The organism is Paenibacillus doosanensis (assembly GCF_025060755.1).
Taxonomy (GTDB): Bacteria; Bacillota; Bacilli; order Paenibacillales; family NBRC-103111; genus Paenibacillus_S; species Paenibacillus_S doosanensis.
This window is the reverse complement of sequence record NZ_JANYUY010000011.1, coordinates 1-17,205: the sequence shown is the minus strand read 5'-3', so window position 1 is coordinate 17,205 and position 17,205 is coordinate 1. Positions and strand designations below refer to the sequence as shown.

Annotated in this window: 15 protein-coding genes; 11 read left to right on the top strand and 4 right to left on the bottom strand. The window is 54.2% G+C overall.

Annotated elements, in window-relative coordinates; genetic code table 11:
- The first annotated feature begins 208 nt into the window (after positions 1-208).
- The 3 genes from N0M98_RS10690 to N0M98_RS10680 all read left to right on the top strand — a co-directional run bounded on the left by N0M98_RS10690 (position 209) and on the right by N0M98_RS10680 (position 3,786).
- Entirely contained in the window at positions 209-1,825 is a 1,617-nt protein-coding gene (locus tag N0M98_RS10690; protein WP_249864718.1) for an extracellular solute-binding protein, read from the top strand.
- Positions 1,826-1,923: 98 nt separating this feature from the next.
- Entirely contained in the window at positions 1,924-2,889 is a 966-nt protein-coding gene (locus tag N0M98_RS10685; protein ID WP_249864717.1) for an ABC transporter permease, read from the top strand.
- An 18-nt stretch (positions 2,890-2,907) separates the two neighbouring features.
- Entirely contained in the window at positions 2,908-3,786 is an 879-nt protein-coding gene (locus N0M98_RS10680) for a carbohydrate ABC transporter permease (RefSeq protein ID WP_249864716.1), read from the top strand.
- A gap of 122 nt (positions 3,787-3,908) precedes the next feature.
- Here the strand turns inward: N0M98_RS10680 and N0M98_RS10675 are convergent, their stop codons facing one another.
- A complete protein-coding gene (locus N0M98_RS10675; RefSeq protein WP_259617841.1) occupies positions 3,909-4,178 on the bottom strand; it encodes a hypothetical protein in 270 nt (89 codons plus the stop codon).
- A 149-nt stretch (positions 4,179-4,327) separates the two neighbouring features.
- On the opposite strand from N0M98_RS10675, the gene N0M98_RS10670 reads away from it, so the two are divergent.
- Both N0M98_RS10670 and N0M98_RS10665 read left to right on the top strand, forming a co-directional pair.
- Entirely contained in the window at positions 4,328-6,175 is a 1,848-nt protein-coding gene (locus N0M98_RS10670; RefSeq protein ID WP_259617840.1) for a helix-turn-helix domain-containing protein, read from the top strand.
- Positions 6,176-6,242: 67 nt separating this feature from the next.
- A complete protein-coding gene (locus N0M98_RS10665; protein WP_259617839.1) occupies positions 6,243-6,710 on the top strand; it encodes an SRPBCC family protein in 468 nt (155 codons plus the stop codon).
- A 120-nt stretch (positions 6,711-6,830) separates the two neighbouring features.
- Here the strand turns inward: N0M98_RS10665 and N0M98_RS10660 are convergent, their stop codons facing one another.
- Positions 6,831-7,970 carry a Gfo/Idh/MocA family protein gene (locus N0M98_RS10660; RefSeq protein ID WP_259617838.1) on the bottom strand — a complete coding sequence of 380 codons (1,140 nt, stop codon included), beginning with the start codon at positions 7,968-7,970 and terminating at the stop codon, positions 6,831-6,833.
- Positions 7,971-8,155: 185 nt separating this feature from the next.
- On the opposite strand from N0M98_RS10660, the gene N0M98_RS10655 reads away from it, so the two are divergent.
- The 3 genes from N0M98_RS10655 (at position 8,156) to N0M98_RS10645 (ending at position 10,872) form a co-directional block, all read left to right on the top strand.
- Positions 8,156-9,037, top strand: a complete 882-nt coding sequence (locus N0M98_RS10655) for an AraC family transcriptional regulator (protein WP_259617837.1) — start codon at positions 8,156-8,158, stop codon at positions 9,035-9,037.
- A gap of 95 nt (positions 9,038-9,132) precedes the next feature.
- Complete coding sequence (locus N0M98_RS10650) at positions 9,133-9,582, top strand: MarR family winged helix-turn-helix transcriptional regulator (protein WP_249864711.1); 450 nt, start codon at positions 9,133-9,135, stop codon at positions 9,580-9,582.
- 39 nt (positions 9,583-9,621) lie between these two features.
- Positions 9,622-10,872: an MFS transporter gene (locus N0M98_RS10645; RefSeq protein WP_259617836.1), complete on the top strand. Its 1,251-nt coding sequence runs from the start codon at positions 9,622-9,624 to the stop codon at positions 10,870-10,872.
- Positions 10,873-11,374: 502 nt separating this feature from the next.
- Here the strand turns inward: N0M98_RS10645 and N0M98_RS10640 are convergent.
- The gene (locus tag N0M98_RS10640) at positions 11,375-12,097 is read right to left on the bottom strand and encodes a class I SAM-dependent methyltransferase (protein WP_259617835.1); all 723 of its coding nucleotides are present in this window, start codon (positions 12,095-12,097) and stop codon (positions 11,375-11,377) included.
- A gap of 827 nt (positions 12,098-12,924) precedes the next feature.
- Between N0M98_RS10640 and gap the strand changes: the two genes are divergently transcribed.
- The 3 genes from gap to pckA all read left to right on the top strand — a co-directional run bounded on the left by gap (position 12,925) and on the right by pckA (position 15,848).
- Positions 12,925-13,968: a type I glyceraldehyde-3-phosphate dehydrogenase gene (gene gap / locus N0M98_RS10635; RefSeq protein WP_249864708.1), complete on the top strand. Its 1,044-nt coding sequence runs from the start codon at positions 12,925-12,927 to the stop codon at positions 13,966-13,968.
- Positions 13,941-14,141, top strand: coding sequence for a GapA-binding peptide SR1P (locus tag N0M98_RS10630; RefSeq protein ID WP_249864707.1), 201 nt, complete (start codon positions 13,941-13,943; stop codon positions 14,139-14,141). The genes gap and N0M98_RS10630 overlap by 28 nt, the downstream gene beginning before the upstream one ends.
- A 108-nt stretch (positions 14,142-14,249) precedes the next feature.
- Positions 14,250-15,848, top strand: a complete 1,599-nt coding sequence (gene pckA, locus N0M98_RS10625) for a phosphoenolpyruvate carboxykinase (ATP) (protein WP_259617912.1) — start codon at positions 14,250-14,252, stop codon at positions 15,846-15,848.
- A 172-nt stretch (positions 15,849-16,020) separates the two neighbouring features.
- On the opposite strand, the gene N0M98_RS10620 is transcribed toward pckA, so the two are convergent.
- The coding region (locus N0M98_RS10620) for an ATP-dependent helicase C-terminal domain-containing protein (RefSeq protein WP_310943492.1) at positions 16,021-17,205 on the bottom strand (1,185 nt) is incomplete at its 5' end.

Sequence of the window (17,205 nt, the reverse complement as noted above, 5' to 3'; positions counted from 1 at the left end):
ATGGCGAATATTAACCTCGGTTTATCATTGGTTAAATTGAGCGGTTTCCATGTTACGAAATCTCTGCAACAATAAGGTTAGCGAAGCCGCCGGTATTTCCAGCGAACAGCATCCTGGGCCAAACGCATCTTTGATCGCATCATACCTTTGCCGCAAGCCGGCATTTCGCCAAACTTCTGCTATATTCTGAAGGAGGTAAAAGGGGTATATGAAAAAAATCAGTCGGAAAAAATGGGTAGCCGCAGGGACCTCGGCGCTGTTGTCCATCACGGTCGTCGCAGGCTGCAGCAGCGGCAGTCCAGCTCCCGCAAATCAGGGAACGGCCAAACAGGAAAATCAAGAGCCGCCTAAATTGCAAGCGCTTACGTACTGGGTCGGCCTGGCAAGCAACGTTGCCGCTACATTAAAAAGCTTCGGGGATATGACGGTTTATCAGGAGCTGCAGAAAAAAACCGGGGTCAATGTAACCTTCCAGCATCCTCCGGTGGGACAAGAGAAAGATCAGTTCAACCTTATGATTACCGGCAAAGATTTGCCCGATGTCATCGAGTACGGCTGGACCGGCTACCCCGGCGGTCCCGAGAAAGCGATCAAAGATAAAAAAATTATTAAGCTGAACGATATTATCGACAAATACGCGCCGAATTTGAAGAAAATTTTGGACGCCAACCCGAACTGGAAAAAGCAGGTCATGACGGATGAAGGCAGTATTTACGGATTTCCGTTTCTGCGCGGCGACGATTACTTGCTGGTCAGCAACGGGATCGCGCTCCGCCAAGATTGGCTGGATAAGCTGAACCTGAAAATGCCGGAAACGATCGACGATTGGTACAATACTTTGACAGCCATCAAGAAAAGCGATCTCAACGGCAACGGAAAGCCGGATGAAATCCCGCTCTTAATCAGTAAAGGCGATATGGGAGGCTCCGTGGCGTTCCTCGGCTCGTTCGGCGTTAACTACGATTTTTACCATGACAACGGTACAGTGAAATACGGACCGATTCAGCCTGAATACAAGCAATTTCTGACCGTCATGAACAAATGGTACAAGGAAGGGCTTCTCGATCCGGACTTTGCCGTCACGGACAGTAAGCTGAAAGACGCGAAAGTTACGGGAAATCAGCTTTTCGCGACCGTAATGAGCACAGGTTCGGGGATCGGCAACTATACCTCGCTTGTGAAAAATAAAATTCCGGATTTCAAGCTTGTCGCTGCACCGTTCCCGGTCGTCAACAAGGGAGACAAGAAGATGTGGAGCGCAAGAACTTATAACTTCTCCGGCGGGGTGGCCGCCGCCATCTCGACCTCGAACAAAAATCCGGAAGCGACGGCCAAATGGCTCGATTACGCTTATAGCGATGAAGGTAAAATGCTGTTCAATTTCGGCGTAGAAGGCGTCTCCTATAAAATGGTGAACGGTTATCCGACGTATACGGACGACGTGATGAATCCGAAAGATATGTCGATGGCGCAAGCGATGGCCCGTCATGTCCGCGCCAACTTCAACGGTCCTTTCGTGCAAGACAAGCGATATATGGAGCAGTATGCTGCATTGCCTGAACAGAAGGATTCGATCAAAATCTGGTCGGAACCGACCGACGAAAGAAAGCTGCCGCCCGTTACGCCGACTTCGGATGAGAGCAGCAAATTCGCTTCGATCATGAACGACGTGAATACGTTTAAAGACGAAATGTTCAACAAATTTATTATGGGAGCCGAGCCTCTGGACAACTTCGACAAATACGTAAAAACGATTGAGGGCATGGGTATCCAGGAAGCGGTCAAAATTGAACAGTCTGCATTGGAAAGATATAACAAGCGTTAATGGGCGCCTGTCCGCGAATGGACATATGAACTGATCTTGTCGGGGGATGAACCGCCGTTCATCCCTCCGGCTTATTCAAAGCGAAGGAGGGAAGCCGTATGGAAACGATCAAATCCGCCGCGAAGCCTGTCGCCAAGCCGAGCCGTTCCGAGCCGAGCCTATGGATCACGATTGGACGCGATCTGAAACGCAACAAGCTCTTATATATCATGGTGCTGCCCGTCATCGCGTATTATTTAATTTTCGACTACGGTCCGATGTACGGCTTGCAAATTGCGTTCAAAGATTACAGTCCCGGCGACGGCATCTGGAACAGCCGTTGGGTCGGCTTCGATCATTTTGTCGAATTTTTCAACAGCTACTACTTTTGGAGATTAATCCGCAATACGCTCCTGATCAACGTGTACGAGCTGATCTTCGGTTTCCCGGCGCCGATCGTGCTCGCGCTGTTATTGAACGAATTGCGCCGGCAATATTTCAAGAGAATCGTTCAGACGATCACGTATTTGCCGCATTTTATATCGGTCGTCGTCATCGTCGGGATGCTGGTCGACTTTTTGGCTAGGGACGGGGTTGTGAACCAGCTGCTTGCCACGCTGGGCATTGCGTCCAAGTCTTATTTGTCCGAACCGGAATGGTTCCGCTTCATTTATGTATCCTCCGGCATTTGGCAGGGAGTCGGATGGGGCTCCATCATCTATCTGGCGGCGCTGTCCGGTATCGATCCGACCCTGTATGAAGCGGCCAAAGTCGATGGGGCGGGGCGCTGGAAGCAAATGATTCATATTACGATTCCGGGGATTATGCCTACGATTATTATTTTGCTGATATTGAAAATGGGCTCGATGATGTCCGTCGGCAGCGAGAAAATTTTGCTCATGTACAATCCGCTGACCTACGATACGGCCGACGTCATTTCCACTTTCGTGTACCGCAAAGGGATTTTGGAAGCAAGCTACAGCTACACGACGGCGGTAGGCTTATTCAATGCTGTCATTGCGTTCTCTCTGCTTATTCTCTCCAACAGCATAAGCAAGCGGGTAAGCGAGACTAAACTATGGTAACGGAGGTGGAACAGCAGGATGGACAAACCGACTTTAGGCGAAAAATCGTTTGACGTTTTGAACGCGGCCGTGATGATCGTTCTTTGCTTCTTGACGCTGTATCCGTTTTTATACGTAGCCTTTTCTTCCTTAAGCGATCCCGGCTTGCTGGCGCAGCACCGCGGGCTGCTGTGGAAGCCGTACGGCTTTAGCCTGGACGCTTACAAAGCCGTTTTTGCCAATCCGAACATTTTGAGCGGTTACAGCAACACCATATTTTATGTCGTTGTCGGGACCTTTTTTAATTTGCTGATGACGGCGCTCGGAGCGTATTTTCTTTCCAGAAGAAACGTATTTTTTAAGAACGCAGTCATGTTTATGATCGTCGTTACGATGTTTTTCCAAGGCGGTCTGATTCCTACGTATCTTCTTGTCAGCAATTTGGGGCTCGTCGATACGCCGTGGGCGATGATTATCCCCGGCGCCATCAATACGTGGAATTTGATCATTATGCGTACTTCATTCCAGGCCGTGCCGGTCAGTCTGGAGGAATCGGCGAAGATGGACGGGGCAAGCGAATGGACGGTGATGTGGCGCATCATTTTGCCGCTGTCGATCCCGGTTATGGCCGTTATGGTGCTGTTTTACGCCGTCGCTCACTGGAACGCATGGTTCAATGCGATGATTTACTTGCGCGATCGCAATTTGTATCCGCTGCAGCTCATTTTACGGGAAATTCTCATTACGAACAGCACGGATAATATGATGACCGACGCCTCCGGCGTAGATAAAATGCCGATCGGCGAAGCGATCAAATATGCGACGATTATGGTCGCAACCATTCCGATTCTGGTGCTGTATCCGTTCTTGCAAAAATATTTCGTTAAGGGGGTTATGATCGGGGCGCTGAAAGAATGATTGAAGAGAAGCAGGAAAACGGGTACCACTTCCAGAATAAGCTATAATTAAGAATGAACGGAGAGAGGTGGAACATGATGCGCATTAAAAGCATACATCTCGGAAACGCTTTCATCACTCTTTTATTGTCTTATCTGGCCGTTTTCCTGCTTCCTCTTGCCCTTGGATCGATTCTGTACACGAAGACCAATACGATTATGACCGATAACGCCAACCGGGCGAATCTGGCGATGCTGGAGCAGCTCCGCCAAGTGCTGGACAGCAAGCTGAAGGATGTCGAGCAGATGTCCCAGCAGATCGCCTTGAATCCCCGGCTGCAATGGCTGATGAACAATACGGACAATACCGATACGGCCGACGCTTACAAATTCGTCGAATTCGTATCGGATCATATGTCCCGCTACCAAAATGTAAGCGATCTCATAAGCGGATATTACGTCTATTTCGGCGCCAACGACACGGTATTGATGCCGACGTCCAAAACAACGGCGGATGTGCTCTACCAGCGTTTGTACCGGCCGGTGGGGACCAGCTTCGAAGCGTGGCGCGGCGGACTGTTGGGGGGGCGCATTACAAGGATTATACCCCTGCCACTTACGAAACGCCGACAGGAACGCTCGATACGATCACATACATCCAGACGCTGCCCCTGGGAGAGCCGAACGATATCCGCGGGGCGCTCGTTATTTTGCTTGACGTGGGTCAAGTCCGCAGCATGCTGTCCAAAATCGAGTCGGCTTATCAAAGCTCGGTTTATATCTTTGACCGGAAAGACCGTCTTATCGTCGGAAACGAGCGTCAAGCGCTTCCCTGGAACCAAATTTCACAGGAGGTGACGACGAAGGGCGTTCCTTACGAGTACAAGGATCACGGCGAGGAGATGATGCTCTCCTATACCGTATCCGAACAGAACGGCTGGAAATACGTCCATACGATGCCCAAGCATGTCTACCTGGAGCGGGTCCAGACGCTGAAAAATTGGATGATCACGCTGCTGCTCATTTGCTTGGCCGGCGGCGGCGCGGCGATTACCTTCTGGGTGCACCGCAATTATGCTCCGCTGCGGGGCGTCGTGCGCGCGCTGCAAAGCGAAAAGCCGGCGCGAGCCAAGCAGCCGTCCAACGAGTATGAATTTATCCGCGAAACGATTCGTATGACCATTCATGAGGAACGGGAGCTGCGGAATATTTTGTCCCGTCAGACCCCCGTCATTCAGGCGAGCTTTCTGTCGCGCTTCGTGCGCGGGCATGTGGACGTCGCGCGGATGACCGAAGAGTCGCTGCAGTTTATGGAGATCCGGCTCATCTCCGATGTATTCGCCGTGATGCTGATCGACATTGCCGATTTCAGCCGGTTTAGCACCGATCAATCCGAGCGCCAGTGGGCGCTGATCCGGTTTATCATTTCCAACATCGGCAACGAATTGATTCGCGAGCGGGGATGGGGATATTCGGTCGAGCTCGATCAGCACCGCGTCGCCCTGCTTGTCAATTTCGACCGGGAACGGCGGGCGGAGGCGGAGAAGGAGCTTGACGTCATCGCCGCCCGGCTGAAGGAACTGATCGAGCAGCGGTTCAAGACGTATATTACCCTTGCCATTGGAGATGTCCACGAAGGGATGGATCATGCCTGCGAATCGTATTTCGAAGCGCTCAGCGCGCTGGATTACAAAATGTACCGGGGCCACAGCTCCATTATTCGCTACAGAGAAATCGCCGAGGCGGACCGCCATTACTATTATCCGATTGAAACGGAAATTCAGCTGATCAATTTCACCAAAAGCGGCGATGTGGACAATGTCGATAAACTGATCGGCAATTTGTTCCACGCGCATTTCAGCCAGCGGCGGATTACGCCGGAGCTGGGCCGAAGCTTGTTCACCAACATGGTCAGCACCCTTTGGAAAATTATTAACCCGATGGACCCGCTGTATCGCGAAGTGTTCGGGGAAAAGTTCGATCCCTTGAAGGAGCTGTCCTCCTGTCCGACGGTCGAGGAGATGAAGGTCCAAATCCGCGATTGGTTCCTAGCGCTATGCCATTATTTGAACGCGAGCCGCAGCGGCCACAGCAGGCAGCTGTCCGAACGGATTGCGCAATACATCGAGCAGCATTACGGCGACGATTCGCTCAGCCTGACGACCATTGCCGAGCATTTTCAACTGACGCCGCAGTATTTATCCGCTTTTTTCAAAAAACAGACCGGGATGAACTTAACCGATTATTTGACGAGAGTGCGGATCGACGAAGCGAAGAAGCTGATGCAGAACAAGAAGCTGACCTTTGCGCAAATTGCCAATCAGGTCGGCTACGCCAACGATATCGGGTTTATTCGGGTATTCAAAAAGTACGAAGGGACGACGCCGGGAAAATACCGGGAATCGCTGTAAATGGTATAATAAACGGGAGTTGGCATGGAAACAATGAACGATATAACGAACAGGAGCGATGAAAAATATGGCTAATCCCGTAACGATTCCCGATTTATCGTCCCGGCCGCATGAACTGCAGGTCGAGCGGCTGATGAAAGCTTCGCCCGCGGTGCTGTTCGGCGCATGGACCAGGCAGATCGACCGTTGGTTTGCGGCGCCCGGAACCGTAATTATGCAGGGGGAGGTCAATACGGTCTTTTTCTTCGAAACGGTGTTCCGAAGCAGTCCTGACAGCGAGGTTCAGCGCCACCCCCATTACGGAAGATTCCTGAGGCTGGAACCGGACAGGCTCGTTCAATTGACCTGGCTTACGGGCGCAGGGGGAACCCAAGGGGCGGAGACGGTCGTAACGGTCGAGCTTGAACCGCACGGCAGCGGCGCTCGCCTGCGTCTGACCCATGCCGGGTTCCCCGACGAAGCTTCCCGGAACGGGCATTTGGAAGCGTGGCCGTTCGTGCTGGAGCAGCTGGACCAGCAAATGGCGGAAGGATAACCGAGAATATTGTGGCCAAGACCGTACAATATCCTGTATTTTGTACGGTCAACATGGTCCATGAGAGCGTTCGCCTGTCCCCTGGGGGTTCCGCCGTTATGCGCATGTGAAGCGCCGTTCTTATTCCCAGGAAACGGATTGAAAGGTTCCGGTCGCCGCCGACTCTCTCGCCTTCAAGCAAAGCAGCGCGCTGACGAGCCCGTCCTCTAGCGGGCTGACCGACTTCTCTGAGCTTCCCTCCATCAGCCCGGCAAAACTGCGCATCAGCGCGGCGTCGCCGCCGAAGTGTCCCTCCCCGCCGCCAAATTCATACGTTTCGACCCGTGTAGAATGATGCATGTATACTTTGATGATGCCCGTATAAAAATCAAATTCCAGCGTTCCCTTGTAGCCGAAGAAACGCGCACCGCGCGCCGCCGCCTGATTGCGGGCAAAAAAGTTCTGCGAGTACGAGACGTGCATTCCGCTATCGTACCGGATCAGCGCGCTGCCCGAGTCCTCGTTGCCGGTGTCCTCGGCAAAGCAGCAGTAGGCCCATTCCTCCCTCAGCTTATCGGTGCGAAACGCCGTGCTCTCGGGACAGGTCTTATTGTCGCCGCATTCCGTGCACCTAAGGCCCGCCGGCTTGTTCCCTTTGAAGATTTGCTTGGATACCATCGCCGCCACCGATTCGGGCTGCATGCCGAGCACGTAGTTGATGTAGTCGAAATCATGCGTCGCTTTTTGCAAAAACAGGCCGCCCGTTTCCTCTTCATCGCGATACCAGCCTTGAAAATATACGTTTCCGTAAGGGACGTTGTTGACGGCCTGCACATGCTCGACGGTGCCGATTTTGCCGGAATCGATAATTTCCTTGACCCACTGCACAATAGTAGTGACCCGCAGCGGGAAGGATACGACCATCTTGCGGTTGCCGGAAGACTCATAGCCTCGCTTCAACCGCAGCGCATCCTCCAGGCTGGTAGCCACGGGCTTCTCCAGAAACAGCGGCAGGCCGCTGGGAAGTACCTTAAGCGCCATAGAAGTGTGGAGCGAACAGCGCGTGCCGATTATAATCCCGTCTAAGTTCATGTCGGCCAGCATCGCTTCGGGCGTTTCGAAAATGCGCACTTGTTCCGAGCCCGCCTGTCTCGCCTCCTCGTGTTTGGCCGGATCGGGATCGACTAGCCCGGCAATTTGCAGATGCGGATCGAGCTTCTTCAGCTCGTTCTGGATAACTCCTTTAATTCTTGTCCCGTAACCGATCACGCCAATGTTCATCCTCGTAATCCTCCTCAGCTTTCATTGCGATTTTCTTCAGTATAAAAGAGAGCCCGGCCGATTTCGTTGTCTTGAAAGCCGGATTTTTTGTCAATTCCAGCTGCTTTTCCCGCAGCGGCGCAAGCTGTATCATAATAGGGAGGCTGCAGAATGCCGGAAACTACATTCGAGGAGCAGGAAAGCGCATGGCGGATTACAAAAGGACGAACCTGAATCAGACGATTGCGATTGAAAGTCTGATTACGATGTATTATTTTGAATTCGGCAAAAACTACGTTTTTTCCGGAGAACGGCATGATTTCTGGGAAATTGTATATGTGGACAAAGGCGAGGTCGAGGTGCTGGCGGATTCCCGCCGCCACATACTGGGACAAGGGACGATTATTTTTCATAAGCCCAATGAATTTCACAGCTTCTATGCGCATAAAGATACGGCGCCTAACCTGATTGTCGTCACATTCGATTGCCGGTCCGAAGCGATGAAATATTTCGAGGACCGCGTCATTTCCCTGGGGGATACCGAACGAAATTTGCTGGCCCAGATCGTCAAAGAGGGAGCGGAAGCCTTTTATTTTCCGTTTCGCTACCCGCTGTTTTCGATTCGCCGCGACGATGCGCTGATCGGCTCCGAGCAGCTCATCAAGCTGTATCTCGAAACGCTGCTTATTCGCTTATTGCGCCGCAACCGTCCGGAGAGCGCCAAGCCGGTTTTATCGTCGGCTTCCCGAGAGAAGGACAATCAAAACTTGACGGTGCGAATTATTCAGTTTTTGGAAGAGCACGCGGACGGCAATCCGACCTTGGAAGAGATCAGCGCGTCGCTTCATATCGCCAAAACCCGGCTGAAAGATATATTTAAGAAAGAAACCGGCTATTCGATTAAAGAGTATTTCGCCAAATTAAAAATCGAGAAAGCGAAGCAGCTCATCCGCGGCGAATCCAGCAGCATGACCGAAATCGCCCGGCAGCTCGGATTCAGCAGCGTCCATTACTTCTCCAAAGCCTATAAGAAAGCGACCGGCATGAGTCCGACCGAATACAGCCGAACCGTTAGGGCACGGATGTAAGCGGGATTCGCAAACCGAAAAAGGAAATGATTTGCGCCTAATAGTTGTTGGTGATATAATTGTCTAAACAATTAATTTAGAAAGGGGGAAGCTTCATGGACCGATACGATCTGGACGGATCGTACGGCTTTTTGCTCGGCAAGGCGTACCGCAGAATGCTTCAGCTGCTGTCCGCCCGGTTTAAACCTTACAATATAACGCCGGAGCAGTGGACGGTGCTATGCCGGCTGCAGGGCAACGACGGCATCAGCCAGAAGGAACTCGCCGCCCGGGCCGATAAAGATGCGCCGACCACGACGAGAATCCTCGATGCGCTGGAGCGCAAGGGCTGGGTTCGCCGCGAGACCAACGCGGAGGATAGAAGGTCGTTCGGCGTCTATTCCACCGAGCTCGGGGTCAAGCTGGCGAAGCAGCTGATTCCGATCGAACTGCAGACGCTGAGGGATGCGGCCCATGAGATCGGCGAAGATCAGCTGATCCAGTTCAAGCAGCTGCTCCGGCAAATTAGCCGGACGGCGGAATCGCTTCAGGAAGAAGAAAAATGACATCATAATGCAACTGCCAGAAGGGAATCGTTACACACTATGAATTCTACGGATATGCCGTCGTCCAAGCTTTGGACGATGAACTTTATTTTTCTTACCTTATGCAATCTCTGCGTTTATTTGAATTTGCAAATGATTACGCCGTCTTTGCCTGCTTATGTATCGGCTGCGTTCGGCAGCAGCGGCACGACGATCAGCTTCGTCATTAGCCTGTTTGCCGTTTCGGCGATCGCAACGCGGCTGTTTGCCGGCACTTTGTTCGAGCTGTTCGGGCAAAGACGGCTTATGTTTATCGGTTTGATCGTCTTCGCCGTCTCCACCGCCGGATACGCCTTGATGCAGTCGATGGGGGCGCTGCTCGTTCTTCGCATCGTCTACGGAATCGGCTTTGCCGTTGCCGGTACGGCGTTCGGCACGCTGGCCTCGGAGATTATTCCGAAGAACCGGATGGGCGAAGGGATGGGCTATTTCGGCCTGTCGACCAGCTTATCCATGTCCGTCGCTCCGGTCATCGGGCTATGGCTGCTGAACGGATACGGGTTCGGCACTTTGATCGCCGTTTCGTCGGCGCTGGCGGTCGTCGTCTTCCCGCTTGCTGCGCTCATCCGGTTTGCGGCCCGCAAAGGGGCCGCATCCGCAAGTGCTTCCGCGGCGCAGAACGTCCGGGCTTCCGGCCGGGGGCATAGCGGATTTTGGGAACAAGGGGCGATGTTTCCGTGCGGCCTGAACTTGCTGTTGTCCGTGACGTACGGGGGACTGATTACGTTCATCGCCTTGTTCGGCCAGGAAGTGAAGCTCGGCAACGTGGGCTGGTTTTTTCTGTTCAACGCCTTGATGGTGCTGATCGTTCGCCCGTTTTCCGGCAAGCTCTTCGACCGCAAAGGCCATGCCGCGGTGCTGCCGGCGGGGGCGATGTTTACCGCTCTCGGTCTTGTGCTGCTCTCCTTTGCGTCGGGGATGCCGATGCTGATTGCATCCGCTCTGTGCTACGGGATCGGCTACGGCATGCTGCAGCCGTCGCTGCAGGCCTGGACGATCCAGCGCAGCGCCCCGGAGAGGCGCGCAGTCGCAACGGGGATGTTCTATAACTCCATTGACCTCGGCATTGCCGTCGGCTCCGTCTGCCTCGGCTTCGCCGCTTCAGGAACAGGATACGCGGGAATGTATCGCCTGTCGGCTTTAAGCATGCTGCTTTTCCTTATTTTCTACGTGATGCATGTCATAGGCTCCAAACAGAAGCCCGCCTTGTCCCGGACGCAAGCGCAGACGCGCACGCAAACGGCCGATTAACAGGCGAAGGAATATGTAACGCAAAAGCAACACCCTGCCGCGGAATCGCCGTCTTAGCGCGATGCAATCCCGCAGCAGGGTGTTTTTGTATCCAATCACACGAGTTCCGACAGCGTTGGACCCCCTATCCCATTGGGAAGGATCACGGGGACTCCAATCGCCGATTACAATCATGCCCCTTGAATGGATAAGGGCCTCGGTCTGACCCTGATTGTAAGTCAGTTCTGAAGATCCTGGAGATACGAACCGTCGTGGACGAGCGCTAACGGACAGGGGTGCGCTTATTTCGCGCAAAAGTCGGGTTGTGCTTTTTTAACGGACAGAGGTGCCTTTATTAGCCCCAAAAGTCGGAAAAATCGCGATGATAGGTAAAATAGGAGCGCTGGCGTCCGTTACATTCTGCAAATCCCTGATTTTGTTTTCATTGCGGCACCCATGTCCGTTAGAAGGGGCTGCTCCATTTCATATCCTATTTTGTGGATGCGATGCTTCCCATGGTACTCTAAACAGTCTTGGACCCTATCCCATACTGGAAGTACGTAGGCGTATAGCGCACATGCAGTTCAATTCCCGCGTCAGCCGCAATTTGCTCAATTTCCTTGTCGCTGAAGAAATTTTTCACTATAGCGGCATGATCACCATTATTAAGTTTCCGAACCATCGTTTGCCCGGATGTCCTCACTACATGAGACTCACGGGTTCCTGCTGCTTCTCGATCGTCGACAAAGAACATTTTCCCTTCGGGCTTCAAACAGCGTGAAATCATGGAGAAGAAGCCGCCCATTCTCTCTCTGGGTAGATGCGATATCCAAAAAGTAAAAGCAACTGAATCATATAACTGGTCAGGAGACCAATGGAAAAGATCAGCGATAATCGTCCTTACCTTGGGCTCAGCAACGACCGGATTATGTGAAAGCATCTCTACGGAGCCGTCTACAATTGTCAGCGTCCGGGCTTCTTTTAAGAACAAACAACTCCAAGTGCCGGTTCCCGCTGCAAGTTCAAGAAAATCACCCTGGAAATGCTCAGCTTGAAAAGCATCCTTAACCATGCTGATCTCATCGAACCAGATTCGATTAGCTTCGTCACCATGATGAAATGCGCCGTGACGGTACCACCAGTCGTCATACTCCGGAGCCCGTTCTCGATAATAATTCAACTGCTCTTGAAGCTGCTGATCTGTTACACTTTCGTACGAAGCATCTTCGCGCTTTTTGCTGTTCATGCAAGCATCCCCCCTCTCAACATTGCTGTTATTGTAATCCATTTATAACCATAGATATAATATATTTTTAAACTTGATCCATATAATGAATATATATACTGAACCTGATATATCCCCTTGATTCCCCGATCACCCATAAAACTGCACATAAAACAAGGTCACCCAGTCACACCTCCGGTTGACCTCGCCATCCTATTCTTATCTCCTTATAAGAGCTAAGCTCCGTCCGTCCCAAATCATATAAATTCCGGAAGAAACCGCAGTGTCGCCCCGAAGCTGCCTGGTTAATGATGACAACGGTTTGGATATGACAGCTGGCCAATGAGTGGCTAGGTGCAATTCATTCGGTTAGATTGAGCGATTTAAGAAAAAGGGAAGATTCCGCTTTACGTTCAGCCGGATGATTATCTAAGGGAACACGACGGTTAGTTAAAGACCAGCTTTCATCAAGGCTGAACCGAAGTCGCTTCATTGGCTGCGTTCAAGCATGGTATGGTTCCGGTTTACTCTATGAAGCCGATATTATTTCGTGAATGCAACCCATACGAATACCAATACGCGATCCGGATACCAGCCGAGGTATCGCTAGTCTGACAACATCGTCCTGTCCCATTCTTTTGCTCCAACGTATGAAGTTCGTATTGCGGCAGTCCGGGAGCCGGTTCGCGGCGCACCGATTACTTATTGTTCTCACCCTATAAATAATACATATCATAAGTACAAATAATTTTTATTAGTGTACAATTAATCAAATATATATTGCGTCATAATACAAATTGTGTTATACCATATATATAAGCGTTGCACATTATTGAGGGAGGCAAATCATGAGAAGAGGCGTTGGCATTAGCGGCATGGGAAGAATCGGCAGATTGCTTGTAAGGCAGCTATGTACGGCTTCGCAGACCGCCGTTGAGTTGAAAGCGATAAATTGCATCTATCCGGTTGAAACGGTCGCTCATCTGTTGAAATACGATACGGTTCACGGAACATGGGACGCGCGAATCTCCGTTCAGGACGGCGACCTGATCGTTAACGGCCGCACAGTCAAGGTAGTATATGAACGGGACCCGGCGAACATTCCCTGGAGCGCTCTCGGAGTGCAGCTGGCGCTGGATGCAACCGGCAAATTCAACGACCGCGAAGGGGCGCTGAAGCATTTGCAAGCCGGAGCGGCTTCCGTCATCGTTACGGCTCCGGGACAGCAGATGGATCTCACTGTCGTAATGGGAGTCAATGACCGCCAGTATAATCCCGCCCTTCACAAAATCGTATCGGCCGCTTCCTGCACGACCAACTGTGCGGCGCCGGTGCTTCATATACTCGATCAGGCTTTTCAGGTGAAGAAAGGATGGCTTACGACCATCCACGCGTTCACGTCCGATCAGAACCATCTCGACAATCCGCATAAGGATCTGCGCAGAGCAAGGGCCTGCACGCAGTCGATCGTTCCTACGACGACCGGAGTCGGCAAAGCGTTAGCCGACGTGCTGCCGCATCTGGCTCCGCATATCGAGGGGCTGTCGGTTCGCGTGCCTACGCAGGATGTATCGCTGATCGACTTGACGGTTCAAGTCGCGAAGCCGGCGGCTAGTCTTGAAGAAGTGCGGGAGGCGCTGAGAACGGCGGCCGAAGGCGCTTTTGCAAGCTATGTCGATTATATAGAGGAGCCGCTTGTATCCGCCGATTTCGTCGGCTGCTCCAAATCCGCCGTCGTGGACGGATTGTCCACTATGGTATCCGGCGATCAGATCAAGGTGTTGGCCTGGTATGACAACGAATGGGCTTACGCTTCAAGGGTAGTCGAACTAACTCAAACTGTGGGCGAAAGGATGGGAGAATCATGCGAAGCATCTCTGGCGGTTCTGTAAATTTGGGGGTCATCGTATGCAAGCATTGCGGAGAAATGATCGATACCGTCGACACGGAGAAAGTCGTTACCTTCTACAGCCAATGCGACCATGAACGCTGCAAGCAGCTGAGTCACAGATCGCAATGGACATCCGATAGCGACGATCGAGATCTTGCCGTCATAAAACCATAATTTAAAGAGTCCGCCTGCGACCGCGGGCGGGTGGAGGCGCTATCGCCATGCCATTCGCCGGCCGGTCGCGGGACGAACCATTCAGGAGAGGAACGGGAACCTATGATCATGAAACTATCCGCCGTTAGTCCGAAGCAGAGCACGGAATCGGGCTCCGTCCATATGAACTTACCGGCAGCGAAGCTGGTGGAGATGGCCGTCGCGCGCCGCGAAGGCCGGCTTGCTTCCAGCGGCGCTTTGCGGGCAACGACAGGCAAATATACCGGGCGCTCGCCTAAAGACAAATATATTGTGGAAGAGCCGTCCGTCATGGAGCATATCGCTTGGGGAGAGGTGAATCGGCCGATATCGAAGGAACGGTTCCAGAAGCTGTACGACAAGGCGATCGACTATATGAAGGAGCGCGAGCTGTTCGTCTTCGACGGATATGCGGGCGCCGATCCGGGCTACAGGCTGCCGATCCGCGTGGTGAACGAACGGGCTTGGCATAATCTGTTCGTGCGCCAGCTGTTCATCCGGCCGACGGAGGAGGAGCTGCAAGAGCACGCGCCGGAATTTACCGTCATCGCCTTGCCGGGGCTGCAGGCCGATCCCGCCGCGGACGGGACCCGCTCGGAAACGTTCATCATCATTTCCTTCGAGCAGAAAGTCGTCCTGATCGGGGGAACGGAATACGCCGGAGAGATGAAAAAATCGATTTTCAGCGTTCTGAACTATTTGCTGCCTTTGCGCGGCGTATTTCCGATGCACTGCTCGGCCAACGTCGGCGAGCAAGGGGATGTGGCCTTGTTCTTCGGGTTGTCCGGCACGGGCAAGACAACGCTGTCGGCCGATCCGAACCGCCGCCTCATCGGCGATGACGAGCACGGCTGGTCGGAGCAAGGCGTATTCAACTTCGAAGGCGGCTGCTACGCCAAATGCATCGGACTGACGCAGGAGAAAGAACCGCAAATTTGGGACGCAATCCGCTTCGGCACCGTGCTCGAAAATGTCGCGCTCGATCCGCTGACCGCGGAGGCCGACTATGCGGACGGCACCCTCACCGAAAACACCCGCGCCGCTTATCCCGTAGAGTTTATCGACCATGCGGTCATTCCGGGATCGGCCGGGCATCCGGGCGTCATCTTGTTTCTCACCGCCGACGCGTTCGGGGTGCTCCCGCCGATCGCCAAATTAACGAAGGAACAGGCGATGTATCATTTTTTATCGGGATACACCTCCAAGCTGGCCGGCACGGAACGGGGAGTGACCGAGCCGGAGGCGACGTTCTCCGCCTGCTTCGGAGCGCCGTTTCTGCCGCTGAAACCGGCCGCTTATGCGGAAATGCTGGGCAAGAAGATCGATGAGCACCAGGCTAAGGTGTATTTGCTTAATACCGGCTGGTCGGGCGGCGGCTACGGCACGGGCGGCAGAATGCCGCTTGCGTACACCCGCGCCATGGTCACGGCCGCATTGAACGGAAGCCTGGAGCAGGCCGCGTTCGCTTTGGACCCGATCTTCGGTCTGTACATCCCGGATCATGTGGCCGGGGTGCCGGACGGCGTGCTGCAGCCCCGCGCCGCTTGGGCCGATGCGGAGGCATACGACCGCAGCGCCCGGCAGCTGGCCCGGCGGTTTGCCGATAATTTCGCCAAGTTTGCGGATGCGCCCGAGGCGATTCGCGAAGCGGGGCCGAAAGCCGGCTCAGGCTCGCAGGGGCAGGACTAGGGAAGCTTACAGGATGCGCTTGCTCGCATAAAAGGCGATTTATAGCCATCGCAGCTTCTCTTCATGGCGTTGACGCTGGATAAACGATAGGTATTCGCCAAAAGGACCTCGTTTCCTTAAGCTGCATTCCGCAGCGGGATCGGAGGTCCTTTCGCCGTTCATATCGCCAAAATCAGGAGCGCGGCCGCACGCGGCTTGTCGGCATGGCGACAAGCGGGTCGTCCGGCCAATAATGCTTCGGATAGCGGCCTTTCAAATCCTTTTTGACTTCAAAATAAGCATGAGACCAAAAGCTGGCCAAATCCTGAGTCACCTGTACGGGACGCTGCGCCGGCGACAAGAGATGCAGCGTCAGCGGCACCCGGCCGCGGCCGATTCTCGGCGTATCGGTCAGGCCGAACATTTCCTGCAGCCGTACGGCCAGCAGCGGCGCGGCCGGATCGCTGTAGTCGACGGGAATGCGCGAGCCGCTCGGGACGACGATATGCGTCGGCGCGTAAGCGTCGAGCTCCCGCCGCTGCTCCCACGACAGCCAGGCTTCAAGAATATCGGCGAGATGGAGCCGTTCCAGCTCGGAGCGGCTCTTGAGCCCGTACAGATGCGGCGCGAGCCACTGCTCCAGCGCGGAGAGGAGCGCTTCGTCGGAGGCGTCCGGCCACGACGGATCGACCCGGTGCATGAAGCGGATGCGCTGCCGAAGCTGTCTCGCCGCCCGGGTCCAGGTGAGCAAGGACAAGCCTTCGGCGGCGATTCCCTGCAGCAGCGCGGCGACGGTCCGCTCCGGGCTTGGCTGCGCCAGCGGGGTTTCCTTCAAAACCAGCGCGCCGAGACGCAGCGTCCGGCGCGCGCGGACCGCTTGCGAGGACGGGTCCCAGGCGACCGTCTCCTGTTCCTCGATCAGCGCGCCCATATGCTGCTGAAGCTCGCCGAGCTCGACGGGAGCCGCCAAATAAATGCGGCTCTCCGGACCGTGATCGTCGAGCTCCGCCGCGACCAAATAAGCCTCGGCCGCCAGCGGCTGCGTTTCATGAAAGGCGGCTCCGCGGCCGTTCTGGAGCAGGAAGCGGCCGTTCGGCCTCCGCTGGCCGATCCGGTCCGGATAGGCGAATGCGAGCAGCAGGCCGCAGGCGTCCGTGTCCGCTGCCGCTGCGGCGTCCCCGACAGGCGGCAGCTTGAGCGCGCGCATCCACTGGCGCGCCTCCGCCAGCGCGCGCCGGCACGCGGCGGTGTCGATGCGGAAGCCTTCGTAGACGGCGGCTTCCGCGGTTTCCCGCCGCCCGCCGCGCTCGGCGGCCGCCCGGCGCAGCGCCTCTACGCGCAGGCGCAGATCCGCGCTCGGCGCGGCGCCCGGCTCCGC

Coding starts and splice junctions, on each gene's coding strand:
- N0M98_RS10640 (WP_259617835.1), bottom strand. CDS start 12,097: ATGAACAGCAAAAAGCGCGAAGATGCTTCGTACGAAAGTGTAACAGAT.
- N0M98_RS10645 (WP_259617836.1), top strand. CDS start 9,622: ATGAATTCTACGGATATGCCGTCGTCCAAGCTTTGGACGATGAACTTT.
- N0M98_RS10665 (WP_259617839.1), top strand. CDS start 6,243: ATGGCTAATCCCGTAACGATTCCCGATTTATCGTCCCGGCCGCATGAA.
- N0M98_RS10655 (WP_259617837.1), top strand. CDS start 8,156: ATGGCGGATTACAAAAGGACGAACCTGAATCAGACGATTGCGATTGAA.
- N0M98_RS10660 (WP_259617838.1), bottom strand. CDS start 7,970: ATGAACATTGGCGTGATCGGTTACGGGACAAGAATTAAAGGAGTTATC.
- N0M98_RS10690 (WP_249864718.1), top strand. CDS start 209: ATGAAAAAAATCAGTCGGAAAAAATGGGTAGCCGCAGGGACCTCGGCG.
- gap (WP_249864708.1), top strand. CDS start 12,925: ATGAGAAGAGGCGTTGGCATTAGCGGCATGGGAAGAATCGGCAGATTG.
- N0M98_RS10675 (WP_259617841.1), bottom strand. CDS start 4,178: ATGATCCGATACGAATTCGACGAATTTGTAAGCGTCGGCCGTATCGGT.
- N0M98_RS10650 (WP_249864711.1), top strand. CDS start 9,133: ATGGACCGATACGATCTGGACGGATCGTACGGCTTTTTGCTCGGCAAG.
- N0M98_RS10680 (WP_249864716.1), top strand. CDS start 2,908: ATGGACAAACCGACTTTAGGCGAAAAATCGTTTGACGTTTTGAACGCG.
- pckA (WP_259617912.1), top strand. CDS start 14,250: ATGAAACTATCCGCCGTTAGTCCGAAGCAGAGCACGGAATCGGGCTCC.
- N0M98_RS10685 (WP_249864717.1), top strand. CDS start 1,924: ATGGAAACGATCAAATCCGCCGCGAAGCCTGTCGCCAAGCCGAGCCGT.
- N0M98_RS10630 (WP_249864707.1), top strand. CDS start 13,941: ATGCGAAGCATCTCTGGCGGTTCTGTAAATTTGGGGGTCATCGTATGC.